Origin of the sequence: Pseudohoeflea suaedae (genome assembly GCF_004354915.1) — a bacterium.
GTDB classification, from domain to species: domain Bacteria; phylum Pseudomonadota; class Alphaproteobacteria; order Rhizobiales; family Rhizobiaceae; genus Pseudohoeflea; species Pseudohoeflea suaedae.
On the sequence record NZ_SMSI01000001.1, the window covers coordinates 862726 to 883623 of the forward strand.

The 20898-nt window shown below is 62.3% G+C and carries 15 protein-coding genes; 7 read left to right on the forward strand and 8 right to left on the reverse strand.

The annotated features are described in order from the left end of the window. Positions 1-13: 13 nt before the first annotated feature. The 5 genes from edd to E2A64_RS04070 form a co-directional block, all read right to left on the reverse strand. Complete coding sequence (gene edd / locus E2A64_RS04050; protein ID WP_133283131.1) at positions 14-1831, reverse strand: phosphogluconate dehydratase; 1818 nt, start codon at positions 1829-1831, stop codon at positions 14-16. A 42-nt stretch (positions 1832-1873) separates the two neighbouring features. Continuing rightward, positions 1874-2575, reverse strand: coding sequence for a 6-phosphogluconolactonase (gene pgl, locus E2A64_RS04055; RefSeq protein WP_133284250.1), 702 nt, complete (start codon positions 2573-2575; stop codon positions 1874-1876). A gap of 7 nt (positions 2576-2582) precedes the next feature. Beyond that, on the reverse strand, positions 2583-4058 hold the full coding sequence (zwf, locus tag E2A64_RS04060; protein ID WP_133283132.1) for a glucose-6-phosphate dehydrogenase: 1476 nt from the start codon (positions 4056-4058) through the stop codon (positions 2583-2585). A 151-nt stretch (positions 4059-4209) separates the two neighbouring features. Continuing rightward, on the reverse strand, positions 4210-5499 hold the full coding sequence (locus E2A64_RS04065) for an NAD(P)/FAD-dependent oxidoreductase (RefSeq protein ID WP_133283133.1): 1290 nt from the start codon (positions 5497-5499) through the stop codon (positions 4210-4212). Positions 5500-5524: 25 nt separating this feature from the next. Next, positions 5525-6961 carry a glutamine synthetase family protein gene (locus E2A64_RS04070; RefSeq protein WP_133283134.1) on the reverse strand — a complete coding sequence of 479 codons (1437 nt, stop codon included), beginning with the start codon at positions 6959-6961 and terminating at the stop codon, positions 5525-5527. Positions 6962-7225: 264 nt separating this feature from the next. Between E2A64_RS04070 and E2A64_RS04075 the strand changes: the two genes are divergently transcribed. Both E2A64_RS04075 and E2A64_RS04080 read left to right on the forward strand, forming a co-directional pair. After that, positions 7226-9757 carry a methyl-accepting chemotaxis protein gene (locus tag E2A64_RS04075; RefSeq protein WP_133283135.1) on the forward strand — a complete coding sequence of 844 codons (2532 nt, stop codon included), beginning with the start codon at positions 7226-7228 and terminating at the stop codon, positions 9755-9757. 344 nt (positions 9758-10101) lie between these two features. Continuing rightward, positions 10102-11289 (forward strand): multidrug effflux MFS transporter, encoded by a 1188-nt coding sequence (locus E2A64_RS04080; RefSeq protein ID WP_133283136.1) that lies wholly within the window; start codon positions 10102-10104, stop codon positions 11287-11289. A 76-nt stretch (positions 11290-11365) separates the two neighbouring features. On the opposite strand, the gene E2A64_RS04085 is transcribed toward E2A64_RS04080, so the two are convergent. Beyond that, complete coding sequence (locus tag E2A64_RS04085) at positions 11366-11605, reverse strand: SMc00767 family acetate metabolism repressor (protein WP_133283137.1); 240 nt, start codon at positions 11603-11605, stop codon at positions 11366-11368. 79 nt (positions 11606-11684) lie between these two features. Then, positions 11685-12974 (reverse strand): isocitrate lyase, encoded by a 1290-nt coding sequence (gene aceA / locus E2A64_RS04090; protein ID WP_133283138.1) that lies wholly within the window; start codon positions 12972-12974, stop codon positions 11685-11687. A gap of 246 nt (positions 12975-13220) precedes the next feature. On the opposite strand from aceA, the gene E2A64_RS04095 reads away from it, so the two are divergent. The 5 genes from E2A64_RS04095 to E2A64_RS04115 all read left to right on the forward strand — a co-directional run bounded on the left by E2A64_RS04095 (position 13221) and on the right by E2A64_RS04115 (position 18893). Then, complete coding sequence (locus tag E2A64_RS04095) at positions 13221-14657, forward strand: helix-turn-helix domain-containing protein (RefSeq protein WP_133283139.1); 1437 nt, start codon at positions 13221-13223, stop codon at positions 14655-14657. Between the two features lie 196 nt (positions 14658-14853). Further along, positions 14854-15954, forward strand: a complete 1101-nt coding sequence (locus tag E2A64_RS04100) for a polyamine ABC transporter substrate-binding protein (RefSeq protein WP_133283140.1) — start codon at positions 14854-14856, stop codon at positions 15952-15954. Positions 15955-16028: 74 nt separating this feature from the next. Next, entirely contained in the window at positions 16029-17168 is a 1140-nt protein-coding gene (locus E2A64_RS04105) for an ABC transporter ATP-binding protein (RefSeq protein WP_133283141.1), read from the forward strand. Between the two features lie 10 nt (positions 17169-17178). Further along, positions 17179-18075 (forward strand): ABC transporter permease subunit, encoded by an 897-nt coding sequence (locus tag E2A64_RS04110; protein WP_133283142.1) that lies wholly within the window; start codon positions 17179-17181, stop codon positions 18073-18075. Beyond that, positions 18072-18893 carry an ABC transporter permease gene (locus tag E2A64_RS04115; RefSeq protein ID WP_133283143.1) on the forward strand — a complete coding sequence of 274 codons (822 nt, stop codon included), beginning with the start codon at positions 18072-18074 and terminating at the stop codon, positions 18891-18893. The genes E2A64_RS04110 and E2A64_RS04115 overlap by 4 nt, the downstream gene beginning before the upstream one ends. A 13-nt stretch (positions 18894-18906) precedes the next feature. Here E2A64_RS04115 and E2A64_RS04120 read toward each other — a convergent pair whose 3' ends face one another. Beyond that, on the reverse strand, positions 18907-20814 hold the full coding sequence (locus E2A64_RS04120) for an AsmA family protein (RefSeq protein WP_133283144.1): 1908 nt from the start codon (positions 20812-20814) through the stop codon (positions 18907-18909). Positions 20815-20898 lie beyond the last annotated feature (84 nt).

Consider the following 20898-nt stretch of genomic DNA (forward strand, 5'->3'; position numbering starts at 1 on the left):
CCACGCATTCGCTTCAGCCGAGGATGCCGGCGCCCTGGTCGGCCGTCGCCGCCAGCGCGCGGAAGCGGCCGAAGAGTTCGCGGCCCATTCCGGTCTCGTATTCCGAGATATCGGCTTCGGCCGGTTTGCGGGCATCGAACTCGGCGGCATCGACGAGCACTTCCAGCGTTCCGGCCCGCGCATCGACGCGAACCATGTCGCCTTCGCGGATTTTCGAGATCGGACCGCCGTCGAGTGCTTCCGGCGTGACATGGATCGCGGCCGGGACCTTGCCCGACGCCCCGGACATGCGCCCGTCGGTCACGAGCGCGATCTTCTGGCCCCGGTCCTGCAGGACGCCCAGAGGCGGTGTGAGCTTGTGCAGCTCCGGCATCCCGTTGACCTTCGGTCCCTGAAAGCGGACCACGGCGACGAAGTCCCCTGTCAGCTCTCCGGCCTTGAAGGCTGCCTGCAGGTCATGCTGGCTGTGGAAGATGCGGGCCGGGGCTTCGATCACCTGATGTTCGGCCTTCACGGCCGAAATCTTGATCACGGCCTTGCCGAGATTGCCCGTGAGCATCTTCAGCCCGCCATTGGGCTGGAAGGGGTCCTCGGCCCGGCTGATGACCTTCGGGTCGGCGCTGACCTCGGGAGCCGCCTCGCGGATCACCGTGCCGTCCGGCCCGAGCTTGGCTTCAACCGCATAGGCCGAAAGTCCCTGACCCCAGATCGTGCGAACGTCCTCGTGCAGGTAACCCGCCTTCAGAAGCTGCGAGATGAGGTAGCCCATGCCGCCGGCGGCGTGGAAGTGGTTCACGTCGGCGAGGCTGTTGGGATAGACGCGTGCCAGAAGCGGCACGGCATCCGACAGGTCGGCGATGTCTTCCCAGGTGAGAATGATGCCGGCCGCACGCGCCATGGCGACGAGGTGCAGCGTGTGGTTGGTCGAGCCGCCCGTGGCGTGAAGTCCGACGACGCCGTTGACGATCGAGCGTTCGTCGATCATCTCGCCGACAGGGGTGAACTCGTTGCCCTGGGCCGTAATGGCCAGCGCCCGCTTGGTCGCTTCCTTCGTCAGTGCATCGCGCAGCGGCGTACCCGGATTGACGAAGGTGGCGCCGGGCATGTGCAGGCCCATGATCTCCATGAGCATCTGGTTCGAGTTGGCCGTGCCGTAGAAGGTGCAGGTGCCGGGACCGTGATAGGACTTGGATTCCGCTTCCAGCAGTTCTTCCCGGCCGACCTTGCCTTCCGCATAGAGCTGACGGATGCGCGCCTTCTCGTCATTCGGCAGGCCGGACGTCATGGGGCCGGCGGGCACGAAAATCGTCGGCAGGTGGCCGAAGGAGAGGGCGGCGATGAACAGGCCCGGTACGATCTTGTCGCAGACGCCGAGATAGAGCGCGGCATCGAACATGTTGTGCGACAGACCGATTGCCGCGGACATGGCGATGACATCGCGCGAAATCAACGACAGCTCCATGCCCGGCTGGCCTTGGGTGACGCCGTCGCACATGGCAGGCACGCCGCCGGCCACCTGAGCCACGCCGCCGGCTTCGCGCGCCGCGTCACGGATCATCTGCGGATAGGTCTCGAACGGCTGGTGCGCAGAGAGCATGTCGTTATAGGCGGTGATGATGCCGATATTCGGCACCGTGTCGCCGGAAAGATTGGCCTTGTCGGTCACGCCGCAGGCGGCAAAGCCGTGAGCAAGGTTGCCGCAGGAAAGGACCGAACGATGCGGCCCCTTGGAAACGGCGTCCTTGACGCGCGCGAGATAGGGCTCGCGGGTCGGCTTGGAGCGTTCGATGATGCGGCGGGTAACGGCGGCAATGCGGGTATCGACAGTCATGGCGTACCTCTCTTTGTAGGGCCGGTTCAGCGTTCCGCTTGGTCAGGGGGCCCAGTAGACGGTGACCGGTCGGGGAGCTTTCGAGAGCACGGCGCGGATCGGCATCTCTTCCTCCGGTCCACCCTCGCGTGCCTTTTCGAGCACGCTCAGTTTCTCGTCGCCCTCGATATGCAGAACCAGCATGTCCGCCTCGACGAGACGGGGCAGGGTGATTGTCAGCCGGGGCTCTCCGGCACCCGGCGCCAGCATCGAGATGACGGCCGTCTTGCCGTCAGGGTCGATCGCTGCGCGAAGATTGTTGCCCTCGGGAAAGAACGATGCGGTGTGACCATCCGTTCCCATGCCGAGAATGACGACGTCGAACGGCCGCTCGATATGACCGATCGTCTTGGAGGCATGTTCGGCGAGCGTGTCGACATGGTCCGACAGGTCGCTCCACAGCGGCACGAATTTCGCCTTCATCGCTTCGTTGGTCAGAAGATGTTCATAAGCCAGCCGCTCGTTGGAACGTTCGTGGTCGGGCGGCACCATGCGATCATCGACCAGCGTGACGGTCACCTTCGACCAGTCGATCCTGGCGTGGGACAGCTCTTCGAAGAACTTCTTCGGCGTCGAGCCACCGGAAACCGCGAGCGATGCGTCGCCATCCTTCTCGATTGCCGCCGACAGCTTCTTCGCCACCGCAGCGGCGAGACCGCTGGCGAGTGCCGCGCGGTCGTCGAATTGTTTCATCTCGGCTTTCATGGTCGCATCAGTCGCTTTCATGCCAGGTTCTGCCGTCGCGCTCGATCAGCGCGATCGCCTGGCTCGGTCCCCAGGTGCCGGCCGTGTAGGCATGCGCCTTCTGGTTGGTGGACTCCCAGGCGCTGAGGATGGGATCGACCCATTTCCAGGCCGCTTCCACTTCGTCGCGCCGCATGAACAGCGTCTGGTTGGAGCGTATCACGTCGAGGAGAAGCCGTTCATAGGCGTCCGGATTGCGTTCCTCGAAACTGCCGGCGAAGCTCATGTCGAGGGGAACATGGCGCAGGCGCATGCCGCCCGGGCCCGGATCCTTGATCATCAGCCACTGTTTCACACCCTCGTCGGGCTGCAGGCGGATGACGAGCTGGTTGGCGATCACCTTTCCGGCGGTCTCGTCGAAGATCGAGTGGGGGATCGGCTTGAACGTGATGGCGATCTCCGACATCCGCGTCGCAAGCCGCTTGCCGGTACGCAGGTAGAACGGCACGCCGGCCCAGCGCCAGTTGTTGATCTCTGCCTTGAGCGCCACGAAGGTTTCGGTATTGGAGACCCCGCCCTCGAGTTCCTCCAGATAGCCCTTGACCGGTCCGCCGGAGGATGCCCCGGCCTTGTACTGGCCGCGCACGGTGACTTCATCCGCGTTGTTCGCGGTGATCGGCTTGAGCGAGCGCAGCACCTTCAGCTTCTCGTCGCGCACGCTTTCGGCCTCCATCGAGGAGGGGGCTTCCATCGCAACGAGGCAGAGAAGCTGGAGGATGTGGTTCTGCACCATGTCACGCAACGCGCCTGCGCGGTCATAGTAATCCGCCCGGCCTTCGAGGCCCACGGATTCGGCGACCGTGATCTGCACGTGATCGATATGGGCGGAGTTCCACAGCGGCTCGTAGAGCGCATTGGCAAAGCGCAGCGCCATCAGGTTCTGCACCGTCTCCTTGCCGAGATAGTGGTCGATGCGGAAGATCTGGTCCTCGGTGAACACCTCGCCGATCGTGTTGTTCAGTTCCTCGGCAGACTTGAGGTCGCGGCCGATCGGCTTCTCGACGACGATGCGTGTCTTTTCGGTGATCAGGCCGTTGTCGCGGATATGGGTTGCGATGTCGCCGAAGATCGACGGGCGCACGGCGAGATAGAAGGCGCGAACCCGGTCTTCGCCTTCCGCCAAGAGCGCCTTCAGCGTATCCCAGCCCCGTGTCGAGGTGGCATCGATCGAGACATAATACAGCCGCGAGAGGAATTTCTTGACGTGTTCGGCGTCGCGTTCCTCTTCCTTGACGTGCTCTTCAAGCGCCTTGCGCGCATAGTCGCGATACTCTTCGTCCGACATCTCCGACCGCGATGCGCCGATGATCCGCGTCGGATCGGTCAGCTGCCCCGCAAGTTGGCGGTGAAAGAGCGCGGGTAGGAGTTTGCGTTCCGCGAGGTCCCCGGTGCCGCCGAAGACGATGTAGTCAAACGGATCGACGGGAATGATCTGGCTGCTCATGACGTGTTCCTGTATGCGATTGCGAAGACCGTAATCTAATCGATTTAAAAATTCCAGACCCAAGCTTGGTCTTGGGCGGGTTTATATCATCGATGCCGTTGTTTGCAGCGTCGTTCCATGGCTGTTTGGCGGATTGCGGCGGTCCGCGTGCCTAGAACCTGTCGCGCATGGCAAACCAGGTCAATGCCAGGAAAAGAAGCGGTTTGCGGAATGTGCGTCCGCCCGGGAACGACGGAACGTCGAGCGCGCGCAGGGCTTCGAGGTCCTCGGAGCCACCCAGCACATGGTCGGCGTAAAGCTTGCCGCAGAAGTTCGACAGCATCACGCCATGGCCGGAATAGCCGCCGATGGCGGTCACGTTGGGCATGACCTCCTCGACATAGGGCTGGCGCGGAAGGGTGATGCCGACCGAACCGCCCCAGGCATGGGAGATCTCGATCTCGTTCAGTTCGGGATAGATCTCGGTGATCTGCCGGCGGATATGCTGCGAGATGTCCGTCGGGTTGTCCGACGTATAGGCTTCGCGGCCGCCGAAAAGCAGGCGCCCGTCGACACTTTTCCGGAAATAGCGGACCACGAACCGGGAATCGTCCACGGATTCGCCGCCGGAAAGGACCGTGGAGTTGTGGCCGAGCGGTACGGTGGCGCCGATGAACGACCGGATCGGCATGACATGCGCGCTCGCCTTCTGCTCGAGCCCGTCGATATAGGCATTGCATGCGAGAAGCGCCCGGCCGGCCGTGATCGTGCCATGGGGCGTCGTGACCGTGACCTTGCCAGCTTCCGACGTGATCGAGCTGGCGCGGGTATTCTCGTAACAGCGAGCACCCGCATCCGCGGCCGCTCTGGCGAGTCCCACGACATATTTGAGCGGGTTGATGTGCCCCGTTCCGGTGTCGATGATGCCGGCGTGGTAATGGGTGCTGCCGAGCTTGCTCGCCAGTTCCTCGCGGTCGAGAAACGTGATGTGAGGGTAGTCGTACCGGTCACGCACGATCTTCGCGTGATCGCGGTAGGCGGAGACGTAGGATTTCTTGTGCGCCGCCGAGATCTGTCCGGGCCGGTAGTCGGCCTCGATACCGTGCTCGGCCGCAAATGCGTGCAGGTGAGCCTTGGCGCGTTCTGCGATCCTGAAGAGGTGCGTGGCGCGTTCGCGGCCGATTTCCGCCTCATGTTCCTCGGGCCACGATCGCTGTCCGGTGCCGAGTTGTCCTCCGTTGCGGCCCGAGGCGCCATCGCCGAAGCGCGCGCCGTCGATGACGATCACCGATTTGCCGGCCCTGGCCAGATGGTAGGCCGCCTGCAAACCGGTAAAGCCGCCGCCGACGATCAACACATCGGCTTCGGCATTGCCCGGCAGTTCGGGATAGAGGGGGCGATCGCTCAGCGTCGCCTGATAGAAGCTGATGCCAGGCGCAATCGGGCTTTGATGGGTGGTCATGTCTGTCTTCTCGAGAAAGGTCTGCTCAGACGTTGAGCAGCAGGAACTCACGTTCCCACGGGCTGATCACCCGCATGAAGGTTTCAAATTCGCCACGCTTCACGCCGGCATAGGTGTCGACGAAATCCTGGCCGAAGACACGGGCGAAATAGGGCTCGCTTTCCAGCAGGGAAACGGCTTCCAGAAGCCCGCGCGGCAGATCCACCGAGCCTTCGTTGACCGCCTTTTCCGCCGGGCTGCCCGGCACGATCTCGTTGACCATCCCGATCCAGCCGCAGGCCAGCGATGCCGCGAGCGCCAGGTATGGATTGGCATCCGATGACGGCAGCCGGTTTTCCACCCGTCGCGCCACCGGTTCGGAGGATGGAACACGGAAGGCCGTGGTGCGGTTGTCATAGCCCCAGGCATTGTTGACCGGGCACGACATGTCCGGCGCCATCCGTCGGTAGGAGTTCACATAGGGCGCCATCATGACGAGAGACTTCGGGATGAAGTGCTGCATGCCGCCGATGAAATGGAAGAAGGCCTCGCTCGGGCTGCCGTCGGCGTTGGAGAAGACGTTCTTGCCTGTCTTGGCGTCGACCACCGATTGGTGGATGTGCATCGCCGATCCGGCTTCCTCCTGCATGGGCTTGGCCATGAAGGTGGCGTACATGCCGTGATTGAGCGCGGCTTCACGAATGGTGCGCTTGAACATGAAGACCTGGTCGGCGAGCTCGATCGGATCGCCGTGGCGCAGGTTGATTTCAAGCTGCGCAGGGCCTTCCTCGTGGATCAGCGTGTCGATCTCGAGGCCCTGCTTTTCCGAAAAGTCGTAGATATCGTCGACCAGCTCGTCGAACTCGTTGACGCCGGCGATCGTATAGGACTGGCCGCCCACGATTGTGCGGCCCGAACGGCCACGTGGTGGCTTGAGCGCGAGATCCGGGTCTTCCGACTGCGCAACCAGATAGAATTCGATTTCCGGTGCCACGACCGGGCGCCAGCCGCGCTCTTCATAAAGTTCGAGCACATGGCGCAGGACCGAGCGCGGGGTGTAGGCGACGGGCTGCCCGTTCTTGTCCACGATATCGCAGATGACCTGTGCCGTCGGATCCGTTTCCCACGGTACGCTGGCGAGCGTCGAAAGGTCCGGCATCAGCTTGAGGTCGCCGTCGAGCGGGTCGTAGCGGAAGTCGCCGGTCTCGGCGGGATATTCGCCCGAAATCGTCTGTTTGAAGACGGAGGACGGCAGCGACAGTGACGTGTTGGACGTGAATTTCGAGGTCGGCATCATCTTGCCGCGCGGGACGCCGGCAAGGTCGGGGGTGATGCACTCGATGTCTTCGATGCCGCGGGCCCTCAGCCAGTCGTCGGCTTCCTTCCAGCTCTTCACGCCTCTCTTGGATTCGATATGTGCCGATTTTCCCTTGCGCGGTTTGGCCGGAGTTCCGGTTGGTTTGCCCGCCTTGTTCAGTACCATAAGTCACCGTTTCTGTTGTGAACGGCGCCATCATAACGGGATTTCATGAGAGCGCCAGACTCCGCTGCATTGCAGGAACCGGTTACGCTGAAGAAGTTTTCGATGAAAATTCATGGGCGCGCTTCAGGTGCCGTTAACCGCTAACCCGTAGTTGTATTAGCCAACCTCGCCATGCGGATCGTGCCTTTTGCGCGTTTCCCACGGAATGCATGATGCAGCAGGGGCAGCGCTGCCAGTTCAGTTCTTTGTCTCCCGGATATCGCTATGTCTATCGACCGCCTGCTCGCGCGTTTCTCCATTCAGACCAAGGTCCTCATTTTCGTGGTGCCTCTGATTGGCGGGATCGCTTCATTGGCTGCCATAAACTTCTATACCGGGTCGCTGCTCGGCCAGAGGCTGAACGGCACCGGCGCGTCGATAGAGTCGCTCAGCGGCTTTCAGGAAGCCTATTCGGGAATGAACGAATTCCTCGAGCACACCACGGAAGACAAGCGCAATGAAGTCACCCGTCAGCTCGACGCGCAAATCGAGAGCCTGGCCGGCAAGCAGCAGCTCGCCTCCAGCGACGTCGAACGGGATGCACTCACCAATGCCAGCGAAGTAGCCGGGGATCTCCGTACCAACGTCGATGCGCTCTGGGCCCTTCACGGTCAGGAAATGGGCATTCGCCGCGAGTTCGGCGAAATCAACACGCTTCTTGAGGAAATGGCGGCGCGGGCGACGTCACGCGGTGCTGAAATCCTCGAAGAGATCACCGGAGCCGAAGAGGAAGCCAAGGAGCTTCTGCGTCAGGCGGACTTTCTCGATGCCAGCGCCCGCGAGGTCGTCGAGATCGCGACTGCCATCGCCACGCCCTCGGAACCAGCCGAAGTCTTTGCGGCGGCTGAAGAGCTCAGCCGCAACATGCGCCGGATGAAGACGAAGCTGCCGCGCGCCATTCCCGATGGTCAGCCCGGTCTCGACAGCATCATTTCGGACAATCTCAAGGGCATTCTTGATCTGCTGAAGGCGGATGTGGTGAACCCCGCTTCGGTCAATCGCATCCAGCGTTTTGCCAACAATCTTCGTCCCGTCGGAATTCGCCTCCAGGGGCTTGCTTCCAAGCTCTCGAGCGAGGCCGCCAAGCGCTTCATCGAGATCGACCCGCAGGTCGTCCAGGGCCGGCTGCTGATCAACGGCATCACCGAATTCGCCAATCGCGCCGTCAATCTGGAGCTTCTGATCGCTGAATTTCTCGGCTTCCCGGACGAGACGCGTGCGGAAAACATGGCCGTGGGCCTGGTTCGCGTCGATCAGGTGATCCAGCAAATGGAACTCGAGGAAGGCGGCCCCGCGATCATCGAACTGATCGGTGCGGAGCAGCTGGAACGGGTTCGCATGGTCAACCAGAATGCCGGCAGCCTCATGGATACGATCGCAACCCGCGAGAACGCTTTCGATCTGGCATCTCAGCGGATCGAGGAGGGGTGGCAATCGATACTCGTCTTCGCCGACAGCCAGCGTAGCGCTGCCGCAGACACCAAGCAGCGCGCCGACGGAATTACCTTTGGCGGCGCCGCCATCGCCGGTCTGATCGCCGTGCTGGCGGCCACGCTGCTGGTCGCAGCACTCAAGCGTCCGATCATGCGTTTGGTGGACGGCATGCGCAATGTCGCGCAGGGCGATCTCGGCACCGAGGTTTCCGATACCGATCGTCGCGACGAAATCGGCGAGATGGCGCGTGCCCTGGGCATCTTCCGTACGAATGCGATCGACAAGGTCCGCGTCGAGCGGGAGAGCGAAGGCGCCCGCGAACGCGCCGCCGCCGAACGCGCCCGCATGGATGAGGAAAAGGCCGTTGCCGAAGCCTCCGTCCAGGCCGCCGTCGCGGCTCTTGGTGCGGCGCTCAACAATCTAGCGCACGGCGATCTTGTCAGCCGGATCGAAACGCCCTTCGAGGGCAATCTCGACGTGCTGCGCGTGGATTTCAACGAATCCGTCGACCGCATGCGCGAGGCGATGTCGCGGATCCGCGACAATGCCGAGATGATCCAGTCCAATGGTGGGCAGATGCAGGCTGCCGCCGACGACCTCGCACGTCGGACCGAGCAACAGGCCGCTTCCCTCGAGGAAGTTGCCGCCGCGGTCGAGCAGATCTCGTCGACCGTCCAGTCCTCGTCGGAGGCCGCCGCCCAGACCAACAGCCTTGCCATGGAAACCTGTTCCGACGTGGTCCGTTCGAGTGAAGTGGTCGCCGAGGCCGTCGACGCGATGGGCCGCATCGATGCCGCATCGGGCAAGATCGGTCACATCATCGAGGTTATCGACCAGATCGCCTTCCAGACCAACCTCCTGGCGCTCAATGCCGGTGTCGAGGCCGCGCGAGCCGGTGAGGCTGGACGAGGCTTTGCCGTGGTCGCCCAGGAGGTGCGCGAGCTTGCCGGTCGTTCGGCAACGGCTGCGAAGCAGATCAAGGCGCTCATCGAACACTCCGCCGTCGAGGTGCACAATGGTGTGTCGCTGGTCAACCAGAGCGGTGAAGCCATGAGCCGTGTGAACGAGCGTATCAACGAGATCACCCGGCATATCGAGGCGCTCGCTCGCGCCAGCAGCGAACAGGCTACCGGTCTGGCGGAAGTCAACAGCTCCGTGAGCCAGATGGACCAGATGACCCAGCAGAACGCGGCCATGGTGGAGGAGGTGAACGCTTCCAGCCAGTCGCTTGCCCATGAATCCGTCGCGCTGACGGAGCTTGTGAAGCAGTTCAGGACCAGTGTGGAATCCAAGGATGAAGCGCGGCATCCGGCGGCTGCGTAACAGAAGCGCAGGCGGCCGGCCGCGGTGGCAAAAGTGCAACAGCGGGCGGTCATCAAGCCATTTCAAATATGCTGGTCTTGGCATCGGGCGGGCGCGGGCGTAGGTTCGCGCCTGCTTCCGCTTCGAAGGAGTCCGGGCCGATGAACACCTTGCCGAGAATTGATTAGCGCCGCGCTGCGCCCGGTACCGGTCTAAGCTTCCTGTCCGTTTTTCAGACCCGACCGCCTGCGCGTCTTCGCGCTGCCCCGGTCGCGAGCATTTTCTGCCTCGCGCCGCATTTCCTGTTTTGGCGAGCGAAAGCGCTCACCGCCCTTTTTCGAGAGGTACTCCTCATGGCATCCGGAATGTTCCGTACTGCCCTCATTCTCGGTCTCCTGTGCTGTGTCGGTCCGTTCAGCATCGACATGTATCTGCCGGCCATGCCCGCGGTCGGGCGGACGCTTGGCGGAACCGTTGCGGCAACGCAGATGACGATCACCGCCTACTTCATTGCCTTCGGTCTCGCGCAGATCGTCTACGGGCCGCTGGCCGACAAATACGGTCGCAAGCCGCCGCTGATCGCCGGTCTGGTGTTGTTCATCGCCGGCTCTGCCGGCTGCGTGATCGCACCCGACATCTCCACCTTCATCGCCTTCCGGTTCCTGCAGGGGCTCGGCGGTGCAGCGGCGATGGTGATCCCGCGCGCCATCATCCGCGACCAGTATACCGGGCCTGCCGCAACGAGGCTGATGGCGATGGTCATGCTGGTGATCTCGGTGTCGCCGATGCTCGCGCCACTGGCCGGCTCCGGTGTCATCGCGCTCTCCGGATGGCGGACGATCTTTGTCGTGCTGGCGCTTGCCGGTGTCGCCTCGATCCTCGTGACGATCTTCCTTCAGCCGGAGACGCTGGCGCGGGAACACCGCGTGCCGATCGACATGAAGAATCTCTGGGCCGGCACCAAGGTTCTGGTGTCCGATCGCGTCTTCATGGGCGCGACTTTTGTCGGCGCATTCGGGTTTTCGAGCTTTCTCGTGTTCCTGGCGAGCGCCTCGTTCGTCTACACGGGCTATTACGGTCTGAGTTCGGTCGAGTTCAGCCTTGCATTCGCCGCGAACGCGCTGGGCTTTTTCTCCGCCTCGCAATTTGCCGGCCCGCTCGGAGAGCGCATAGGCATGGGAACGATGATCGCGCGCGGCGTGACGGGTTTTCTGGTGATGTCCCTGCTCCTTGCTGCCCTTGTGGGGGCCGGGTTCGATTCGCTCTACCTCATCATCGCCTGCCTGTTCCTCGCCAATGCATGTCTTGGCCTGGTGATCCCGACATCGATGGTTGTCGCGCTCGACGATCACGGCGAGATCGCCGGTCTGGCGTCCTCGCTCGGCGGCATGCTGCAGATGCTGGTCGGAGGCTTGATGACGGCTGTGGTGGCACCGTTCTTCTCGGTGTCTCCGCTGCCCATGGTGGTTGCCATCGCGCTTTGCGCCGTGCTGACCTTCATCGTGCTCCGGCTCACCGCATCGGCAAGCGCCCGCAAAATCCCGGTCGTCTGAAGCAGGGCAGGCGCACAAAAAAAGCCGCCGTGGAGGAAAACCGCGGCGGCTTCTTTTCGACTGGAGGTCGAAGGGCCTAGCTGCGACCCTGGGTAACGATGACCGGGATCAGCAGGTCACCCCAGTTTCCTTCCCCGCCGTGATGGCGGGCCGAACGCACCAGTTCCACTGAAACCCCGGCATCGACCGCCTTCATGACGGCGTGATTGAGGCGGTGCAGGTCGTTTGCCACCATGCGGATGGCTGCCTGCTGGTCGGTCGACATGGACGTGGACTGCTCCTCCGCCCGTTCCTTGACTCGGGTCTGCGGTGTCATGGCATTTCTCCTCTTGTAATCGGGGTTCTTGATTGCGTTTCGGTTATGCCCTCCGCCCAAGGCGGAGTGCGGTGAAGGCCTATTCGGCCGCCGGCTTGAACTGCTCCGTCTCGGTGGATTCGCCCATCGCGGTGGTCGAGGACGATCCGCCGGTGATGGCCATGGAGACGGCGTCGAAATATCCGGTGCCGACTTCGCGCTGGTGCTTGGTCGCGGTATAGCCGTTGGCTTCCGAGGCGAATTCCGCTTCCTGGAGTTCGGAATAGGCCGCCATCTGGCGATCCTTGTAGCCACGGGCAAGTTCGAACATGCCGTAATTGAGCTGGTGGAAACCCGCGAGCGTGATGAACTGGAACTTGTAGCCCATCGCACCCAGTTCGCGCTGGAACCTGGCGATCGTCGCGTCGTCGAGGTTCTTCTTCCAGTTGAACGACGGCGAGCAGTTGTAGGCGAGCTTCTTGCCCGGGTGGACCTTGTGAACGGCTTCGGCGAACTTGCGGGCCTGCTCGAGGTCCGGCTTGCCGGTCTCCATCCAGATCAGGTCGCAATGGGGTGCGTAGGCGATGGCACGGGCGATGCACGGATCGATCCCGTTCCTGACCTTGTAGAAGCCCTCGGGGGTCCGGCCGGCATCGTAGTCGACGAAGGGTTGATCGCGCTCGTCGATGTCCGAGGTCAGCAGCTTCGCGGCCTCGGCGTCGGTGCGGGCGATGATGAGGGTCGGCGTGCCCATGACGTCGGCTGCCAGGCGCGCGGCATTGAGGTTGCGGATATGGGCTGCGGTCGGGATCAGAACCTTGCCGCCCAGATGGCCGCACTTCTTTTCAGAGGCCAGCTGGTCCTCGAAGTGCACGCCTGCGGCGCCTGCCTCGATGAAGGCTTTCATGATCTCGAAGGCGTTCAGCGGTCCGCCGAAGCCGGCTTCCGCATCCGCGACGATCGGCGCGAACCAGGTGTCGACGGACAGGCCCTTGCCTTCGGCGGTCTCGATCTGGTCGGCGCGCTGAAGCGTCCGGTTGATGCGCTTGGCCAGTTCCGGCGCGGCATTCGCCGGGTAGAGCGACTGGTCCGGGTACATGGCCGAAGCGGTGTTGGCATCTGCGGCGACCTGCCAACCCGAAAGATAGATCGCCTTGAGGCCGGCGCGGACCATCTGCATGGCCTGGTTGCCCGACAGCGCGCCGAGCGCGTTGACGAAGTCTTCCGAGTTGATCAGCTGCCACAGGCGGTTCGCGCCGTTTTCGGCCAGTGTGTGCTTGATCTGGACCGACCCGCGGAGGCGCTGGACATCCGCCGCCGAATAGGGGCGCTCGATGCCGTCGAAGCGGCCATCGGCTGCACCCGGAACGAGATTGTAAAAATCGGTCATGTCCTGTCTCCAGTCTTTCTGTTGTTCTTTCGGCGGACCGCCCGGGAGGCTCGCTTTGTCCGCGCTCGATGTAACTGGATTTACATCTTCTCTCCGCGATCTCCAGAAAATCCCGGAATAGCGGGAGGAAATTGAGGTCATGCTGTATTGCGTTTGACAAGGCCGGGCTGTAAATTTGTAAAGAATGTAAAGTCCGCACGGCAGCTTCGCGTTGTCGAGTTTTGTCAATTTTCGTAAAGTTGACCCATGGCCGACCAGAAAATATTTGCCGGACCCCGCATAAGGCGCATTCGCAAGGAACGCGGGCTTACCCAGGCCGCGATGGCCGAGGCGCTGGGCATATCGCCGTCCTATCTCAACCTCATCGAGCGCAACCAGCGGCCGCTGACCGTGCAGCTGATCCTCAAGCTCACCTCTGTCTACAAGGTGGATGCGGAGGTCCTTCAGGGCGAAGGCGGGCAGACCCTTGTGGCCCTGAGAGAGGCTTTTGCCGATCCGTTGCTCGCCGGCGAATTGCCCGGCGACGAGGAAATGGTGGAAGTTGCCGAGGCTGCCCCCAACGCCGCGGCGGCCGTGGTCAAGCTCTATCGCGCCTACAAGGAGCAGGCGAGCCGCATGTCGGACATTTCGGCGATGCTTGCCGGCGAGGGGCGGGTGGCCGAATTGCCTGCTGCCAGGATGCCGATGGACGAGGTGCGCGAGGTTCTCGAAACCCGCCCCAATCATTTTGCGGCGATCGAGGAAGAGGCCGAAGCCTTTCATGCGCTCCTCAAGCCCGGCGACGACCTGATGGGCGCGTTGCGGGGATGGCTGCAAAGCGAGCACGGTATCGTGGTTCGCACCTTGCCGGTCGCGACCATGCCCAACTGGCGCCGCCGCTACGACAGGCATTCGCATCGCCTGTTCATTTCCGAACGTCTTTCGCTCTATGACCAGTTGCGTGAAGTCGCCATGGAGGCGGCGCTCATCCGCATGCAGGTGGCGATCACCGCCGCGGTCAATCAGCTGGGGCTCTCGGGAGACGAGGCCCGCCGTATCGCCCGTTTCGAAATGGCCCGCTACGCCGCCCATGCCTTGATGATGCCCTATGCGGCCTTCCTGGCAGCCGCGCAGCGCGCTCGCTATGACATGGACGTGCTGCGCTCGCGCTTCGGGGTTTCCTTCGAGCAGGCCGCCAATCGCGCCACGACGCTATGCCGCAAGGATGCCGGCGGCGTGCCCTTCTTCATGCTCGAGGTGGACGTGGCGGGAAACCAGTTTCGCCGCGCCGGCGCACAGGGTTTTCCCCGCCAGCGTTTCGGCGGTCATTGCCCGAAGCTCTCCATCCATTCCGCCTTCGCCCAGCCGGGCCAAATTCTGGTCGAGGCGGTGGAATCGCCGTCAGGTGCCGAGTTCCTGACCGTATCGCGTACACTGGAGGGGCCTCAGGGAGCCTATGCCGAACGGCCGCGCCGCACGGCAGTCCTTCTCGGCTGCGATATCGCCCATCGCGGCGATGTGGTCTATGGCGACACGGTTCCGCCGCGACCGGGCGCGCCGGGCGGCAGCCTGACCGTTCCGATAGGCCCCGCCTGCAGGTTGTGTGAGAGATCGGGCTGCCTCGCACGCGCAGAGCCGCCGATCACCCGGCCTCTCGGACTCGACGAGATGGTGACCGGCATATCCGTTTTCGATTTCCAGTAGGGCTTGCAAACGCCTCGCGGTTGATGCCTCATTTTTACGCTTGGGCATTGACTGCAAAATGCTTGGTCATACCTCTTGTGGCGACCACAATTAATTTTTAGGGTTGCTGCAAAGGTGTGAAGGAGCAGCCAAATGGCCCAACCGGCAGCGCCGATAGTGCAGCAGTTAGAACGACAAAACGACAGAGGGGTCACCCATGAAAACCACATCGAAGATATTCACCGCTGCGGCCGCGATCTTCGCGGCGACCACGATGCTCGCCTCCGCCCAGGAGCGCGTGGTGAACGTCTACAACTGGTCGGATTACATTGATGAGTCCATCCTGTCCGACTTCACCAAGGAGACCGGCATCAAGGTCGTCTACGATGTCTTCGATTCCAACGAGGTTCTCGAAACCAAGCTCCTCGCCGGTGGCACCGGCTACGACATCGTCGTGCCGACGGGGACCTTCCTCGCCAACCAGATCAAGGCCGGCGTCTTCCAGAAGCTCGACAAGGACAAGCTGCCGAACCTGTCCAACATGGATCCGGCCATCTCCGAGCGCCTGGCCAAATACGATCCCGGAAACGAGTATGCGATCAACTACATGTGGGGCACCACCGGTCTCGGCATCAATGTCGACAAGGTGAAGCAGATCCTGGGCGAGGATACCGAGCTTGATAGCTGGGATCTGCTGTTCAACAAGGAAACCGCCGACAAGCTGGCCGATTGCGGCATCTTCATGCTCGACGCGCCGACCGAGACCTTCCCGGCTGCACGCAACTATCTCGGCCTGGATCCGGACGACAAGAGTGCCGAAACGCTTGAAAAGGCCAAGGCGAAGCTTCTCGAGATCCGCCCGGACATTCGCAAGTTCCACTCTTCGGAATACATCAATGCGCTCGCAAACGGCGATATCTGCATGGCGATGGGCTGGTCGGGCGACGTGCTGCAGGCCCGTGACCGCGCGGCGGAAGCCGATGCCGGCGTGACCGTCGAATACATCATCCCCAAGGAAGGTGCGCTGATGTGGTTCGACAACATGGCCATCCCGTCCGATGCGCCGCATGTCGAGGAAGCGCATGAGTTCCTGAACTATATCATGAAGCCGGAAGTCATGGCGAAGGCGTCGAACTACGTCTACTACGCCAATGGCAACAAGGCCTCCCAGGAATTCCTCAATGAAGACGTGATCGGTGACCCGGCCATCTACCCGAGCGATGAGGCCATGGGCCGCCTTTACACCGTTTCGCCTGAAAACGCCCGCGAGAAGCGGGAGCTCAACAGGGCCTGGACCGAGGTCAAGACGGGCCAGTAAGCAAGCCTCTCCACCCCCGGGCTGTCTGGCCCGGGGTTTTTTCTTCGTGTTTTTCGTCGGGGCGGGGTGCCAGCATGAAATCTTTAGGGAATGTGCGTCGTTCGTTCGCACCTTGGATCGATCCGAAATCGGTCCCCTATATTCGCTTTGAGAACGTGACCAAGAAGTTCGGGGACTTCACCGCGGTCGACAATCTCTCTCTCGACATCTTCGAGCGCGAGTTCTTTTCCCTCCTCGGACCTTCGGGGTGCGGGAAGACCACCTTGTTGAGAATGCTTGCCGGCTTCGAGAACCCGACCGAGGGCGATATCTTTCTCGACGGACAGTCGCTCAAGGGCGTGGCGCCGCACAACCGGCCCGTCAACATGATGTTCCAGTCCTATGCGCTGTTCCCGCACATGTCGGTCGAACAGAACATCGCCTTCGGCCTCAAGCAGGCGAAGATGAACAAGTCGGAGATCAGCGACCGCGTCCAGCAGATGCTCAAGCTGGTCAAGCTCGAGAAATTCGCCAAGCGCAAGCCGCACCAGCTTTCCGGCGGCCAGCGCCAGCGGGTTGCGCTCGCCCGCTCTGTCGCCAAACGTCCCAAGCTGCTTTTGCTGGACGAGCCGCTCGGCGCGCTCGACAAGAAACTGCGTGAGGAAACCCAGTTCGAACTGATGGATCTTCAGCAGGAACTGGGTCTAACCTTCGTCATCGTCACCCACGATCAGGACGAGGCGATGACCATGTCCGACCGCATCGCGGTGATGGATGCGGGCGTCGTCAAGCAGATCGGCACGCCCGCGGAAGTCTACGAGGCACCCGATTCCCGCTATGTCGCGGACTTCATCGGTTCGGTGAACATCTTCGAAGGCGAGGTGAAGCAAAACGCCGACGGACTCGTCAAGCTCGACAGTCCGGACGGTTTTTCCGAGATCCAGGCCGTCGAAGACCACAAGTTCGAAACCGGCCAGAAGCTGTTCCTCGCCATCCGCCCCGAGAAGATGAACCTGACACGCGAGCGGCCGACGGATGCGAATGCGGCCTCCGGCGAGGTGTGGGAAATCGCTTACATGGGCGATGTGACCAATTACATCGTCAAGCTCGACGGCGGAAAGATGGTCCGCGCCTCGACGATCAACCGGAAGCGTGCGGTCGAAAACCCCATCGGTTACGATGAAGTCATCTGGGTCTCTTTCGAGCCGGATGGCGGCACGCTGCTGGACAGGTGAGGACCGCGCCATGAGCAACATGTTCCGCCGTCTGACGATCTTCATTCCCTATATCTGGCTGCTGGTTCTCTTCCTGCTGCCATTCCTGATCGTCTTCCGCATTTCGGTTTCCATTCTAGAATACGGCAGCCCGCCCTATGTGCCGCAGTTCGAATTCGAGAGCTGGGCCGGCTTCATCGACAAGCTCGGGATGCTCAATCTCGACAACTACCGCTTTCTTGCCTCCGACGCGCTTTACAGGAATGCCTATATCTCCAGCGTCATCATCGCGTTCTTCTCGACGATGTTCACGCTGGCTATCGGATTTCCGCTCGCCTACGGCATGGCCCGTGCTTCCACCAGTCTTCGGCCCATCCTGCTGATGCTGGTCATCCTGCCGTTCTGGACGAGCTTCCTCATCCGCGTCTACGCCTGGATCGGTATCCTCAAGCCCGAAGGCCTGCTCAACCAGCTGCTGCTCTGGCTCGGGGTCATCAGCGAGCCGCTGACGATCCTCAACACCAATGCAGCGGTCTATATCGGTATCGTCTATTCCTATCTGCCCTTCATGGTGCTGCCGATCTATTCGACGCTCGAAAAGCTCGACTACTCGCTGATCGAGGCTGCGCAGGATCTCGGCTGCACGCCGTTGGGCGCCTTCTGGAAGGTGACGATCAGGCTGGCGCTTCCGGGCATCCTCGCGGGCTGCCTTCTCGTCTTCATTCCCGCCGTCGGCGAATTCGTCATTCCCGATCTTCTCGGCGGATCGCAGACGCTGATGATCGGCAAGGTGCTCTGGACGGAGTTCTTCAACAATGGTGACTGGACGATTTCCTCGGCGCTCGCGATGGTGCTGCTGATCGTCCTCGTCGTGCCGATCGTGCTGTTCCAGAATGCACAGGCGAAGGCCACGGAGGCAGGCAAATGAGCGGTCGCTGGACGTGGTTCAACATCACCTCGGTGATCTTCGGGATGGGCTTTCTCTACCTGCCCATCGTGATCCTCATCGTCTTTTCATTCAACGAATCCCGGCTGGTCACGGTCTGGGCGGGATTCTCCACCAAATGGTACGGGGCGCTCTTTCGCAACGAGGCACTTCTCGATGCCGCGTGGGTGACGTTGCGCGTTGCACTTCTTTCGGCCTCCGTCGCTACCGTTCTCGGCACGCTCGCAGCTCTCGCACTGACGCGCTATACCCGTTTCCCCGGTCGGACGCTGTTCACCGGCATGGTCTTTGCGCCGCTGGTCATGCCGGATGTCATCATCGGTCTGTCGCTTCTTCTGCTTTTCGTCGCGATCGGTTTCGATCGTGGCTTCTTGACCATCACGCTCGCCCACATCACCTTCTCGATGTGTTTCGTGGCGGTGGTGGTGCAGTCGCGGCTTGTCTCCTTCGATGAATCGCTGGAGGAGGCCGCCCAGGATCTAGGCTGCACGCCGTTCCACGCCTTCTACAAGGTGACGCTTCCGGTCATCCTGCCGGCCGTGATTTCGGGCTGGATGCTGGCCTTCACCCTGTCGCTCGATGATCTGGTGATCGCCTCCTTCAACTCCGGACCGGGCGCGACGACGCTGCCGATGAAGATCTATTCGCAGGTTCGCCTCGGCGTGACGCCGGAAATCAACGCGGTCTGCACAATCCTGATCGGGATAGTGGCAACGGGTGTGCTGATTGCTTCCATTGTCGGGCGAAGGCGCGACATCCAGCGCAAGCTCGATGAACAGCAGGCCGCCCAGGAAGGCTGAAACGTCGGGGCGGTCAGCGGCCGGAAACCACCGGTGATATCACCGGCTCCGGCCACGAGCCGCCGAGGAAGAAGCGCAGGGGCTCTTGTTGCTGCCTCGACGCCGCCGACCCGGCGCCCGGCGTTTCCTCGTTCGCCATTTCGCTGTCGGGCACATTGTCGGCAAGGCTTCCGGCAACCGCGAGACTGCCGCGCGCATAGGGGATCACGCCCGAAAGAGTGATCGTCTCGTCCTCGCCGACGATCTCGCCACGCGTGATTTCCGCGGCCCCGTCGGCGATATCGGCGGCGAAGCTGACCGTCTCGAACTGGAAGGACGAGCCGGTGTCGGTATCCTCGAGCTGGAAGAACGGCCGGCTGGCTGCCAGTTCGCGGAATTCTGCGAGGTTGAGGCCGGCGATGCTGCCGGGGCCGACCGAAAGCGAGAAATGTCCGGTGAAATCGCGCGGTGCTGTAGCCCAGGTGGGATAGGGTGTGTCGAGTTCGAGGTCGAGCGTGCCCCGTCCGCGAGGCAGCGGGCCGGCAAGGCCCAGCTTGTCGAACAGGCTGCCGAATTCCATGTTGCGCACCGAAAGCTGCAGCTTCGCGCCTCCGCCGTCGCCGGCCTCGGTCAGCAGGACGCGTCCCAGCATGTTGCCGCCATAGGCCATGGCATCGCCGAGATCGAATGTGGCGCGACCGCGTTCAATGCGCGCGGCGGCTGCCATGTTTGCCATGGTGATGGGCCCGAGTTTGGCCGACTGGGCCGAAAGCCGGAGGTCGAGCCGGAGCTCGCGCAGAAAGCGGGTGTCGATCGTCGAGGCGATATCGGCGCCCGAATGGGGAAGAGGCGTGAAGGCCTTCAGGAACGACGTCACGTCGAGCGTGTTGAAGGCGAGTGTGCCGGCAATAAGCGGAGGCGCGGTCTTGTCGAAGGCGAGGTCGAGAACGCCGATGCCCCGGTTGTCGTCGACGACGATGATGAGATCGTCGAGCTTGGCCGTCATCTCGCTGGAGGTCAGATCCGCGCTCAGCTCCAGGGCGCCGATGGCTTCGCCGGGGCGGATATCCGTCCCCGACCATTCGAGCGCACGCCGAACCGAGGGCGTCTTCATGCTGAGTTCGCCATTGGCGAAGCCTGTCGATGACAGGTTGACCTCTCCGTTGAACTCCAGATTGAGGGGAGAAGAGGTGATGACGGCTTCCACCGGGGCGCTGCGGCGGCCCAGAAGAAGGAGTGGCGAAGCAGATGATGCCTCGATCTTCAATTGTTCGCCGCGGAAGATCGCCGAGAGGTTCGTCCGGGCAACCGAGCCCGGCGACTGCCAGATCACCGTGCCGTTCATCGCCGACAGGCGCTCGGCGGGTGCGCCGGGATCGCGGACCCAGTTCAGCGTTCCGTCGACCATGGTGACCGAGCCGAAGGCGGAATTTTCGGGGATCCGGACCTGGGGTGCCGGCGTGGCATCGGATTGCGCGGCTTCGTCGATCGCCACGGCAGCTTCGACACCGCGTGTCAGTTCGCCTTCGCCAGACGTCCAGTTGGTAGAACCGTCCGGATAGATTTCGAGGTTGAAGGTCGGCCGCACGAGGCGGAATTCGGAGAAGCTGGGGGAGCCGATCGCTGCCGAGAAGAGATTGAAGTTCGCAACGATGGAATCCGCCCGCATGATCGGATCGCTGTCGCGATTGCCGAGCGGCAGGATTTTGACGTTGTCGAGCTGGATGCGCGGGACCGGCCAGAAAGTCATCCGCGGCGCATTGCCGAGCATCACCCGTTGTCCCGCCCAGTTGCCGATGTCGCGTTCCAGCCGGTCGCGCACGACGTCGCTCGAGACCGCGAAGGGAACGAGAAGCAGCACCGCGAGAATGGCGAGGACGGGCAGCAACGCCAAAAGGACGATGGAGCGGCTGAGCCGCCATTTTCCCAACCATGCTCCCAAGGCGCTCTCCGGTCCGATACGCGTGTGTTTTACGGGTATTCTGGATAAGGTGTCGCTCAATTGATTGCAATCACCCGTAAAGCT

Bases quoted from the DNA above. Each gene is read 5' to 3' on its own strand.
- edd (WP_133283131.1), bottom strand. From the start codon at position 1,831: ATGACTGTCGATACCCGCATTGCCGCCGTTACCCGCCGCATCATCGAA.
- pgl (WP_133284250.1), bottom strand. From the start codon at position 2,575: ATGAAAGCCGAGATGAAACAATTCGACGACCGCGCGGCACTCGCCAGC.
- zwf (WP_133283132.1), bottom strand. From the start codon at position 4,058: ATGAGCAGCCAGATCATTCCCGTCGATCCGTTTGACTACATCGTCTTC.
- E2A64_RS04065 (WP_133283133.1), bottom strand. From the start codon at position 5,499: ATGACCACCCATCAAAGCCCGATTGCGCCTGGCATCAGCTTCTATCAG.
- E2A64_RS04070 (WP_133283134.1), bottom strand. From the start codon at position 6,961: ATGGTACTGAACAAGGCGGGCAAACCAACCGGAACTCCGGCCAAACCG.
- E2A64_RS04075 (WP_133283135.1), top strand. From the start codon at position 7,226: ATGTCTATCGACCGCCTGCTCGCGCGTTTCTCCATTCAGACCAAGGTC.
- E2A64_RS04080 (WP_133283136.1), top strand. From the start codon at position 10,102: ATGTTCCGTACTGCCCTCATTCTCGGTCTCCTGTGCTGTGTCGGTCCG.
- E2A64_RS04085 (WP_133283137.1), bottom strand. From the start codon at position 11,605: ATGACACCGCAGACCCGAGTCAAGGAACGGGCGGAGGAGCAGTCCACG.
- aceA (WP_133283138.1), bottom strand. From the start codon at position 12,974: ATGACCGATTTTTACAATCTCGTTCCGGGTGCAGCCGATGGCCGCTTC.
- E2A64_RS04095 (WP_133283139.1), top strand. From the start codon at position 13,221: ATGGCCGACCAGAAAATATTTGCCGGACCCCGCATAAGGCGCATTCGC.
- E2A64_RS04100 (WP_133283140.1), top strand. From the start codon at position 14,854: ATGAAAACCACATCGAAGATATTCACCGCTGCGGCCGCGATCTTCGCG.
- E2A64_RS04105 (WP_133283141.1), top strand. From the start codon at position 16,029: ATGAAATCTTTAGGGAATGTGCGTCGTTCGTTCGCACCTTGGATCGAT.
- E2A64_RS04110 (WP_133283142.1), top strand. From the start codon at position 17,179: ATGAGCAACATGTTCCGCCGTCTGACGATCTTCATTCCCTATATCTGG.
- E2A64_RS04115 (WP_133283143.1), top strand. From the start codon at position 18,072: ATGAGCGGTCGCTGGACGTGGTTCAACATCACCTCGGTGATCTTCGGG.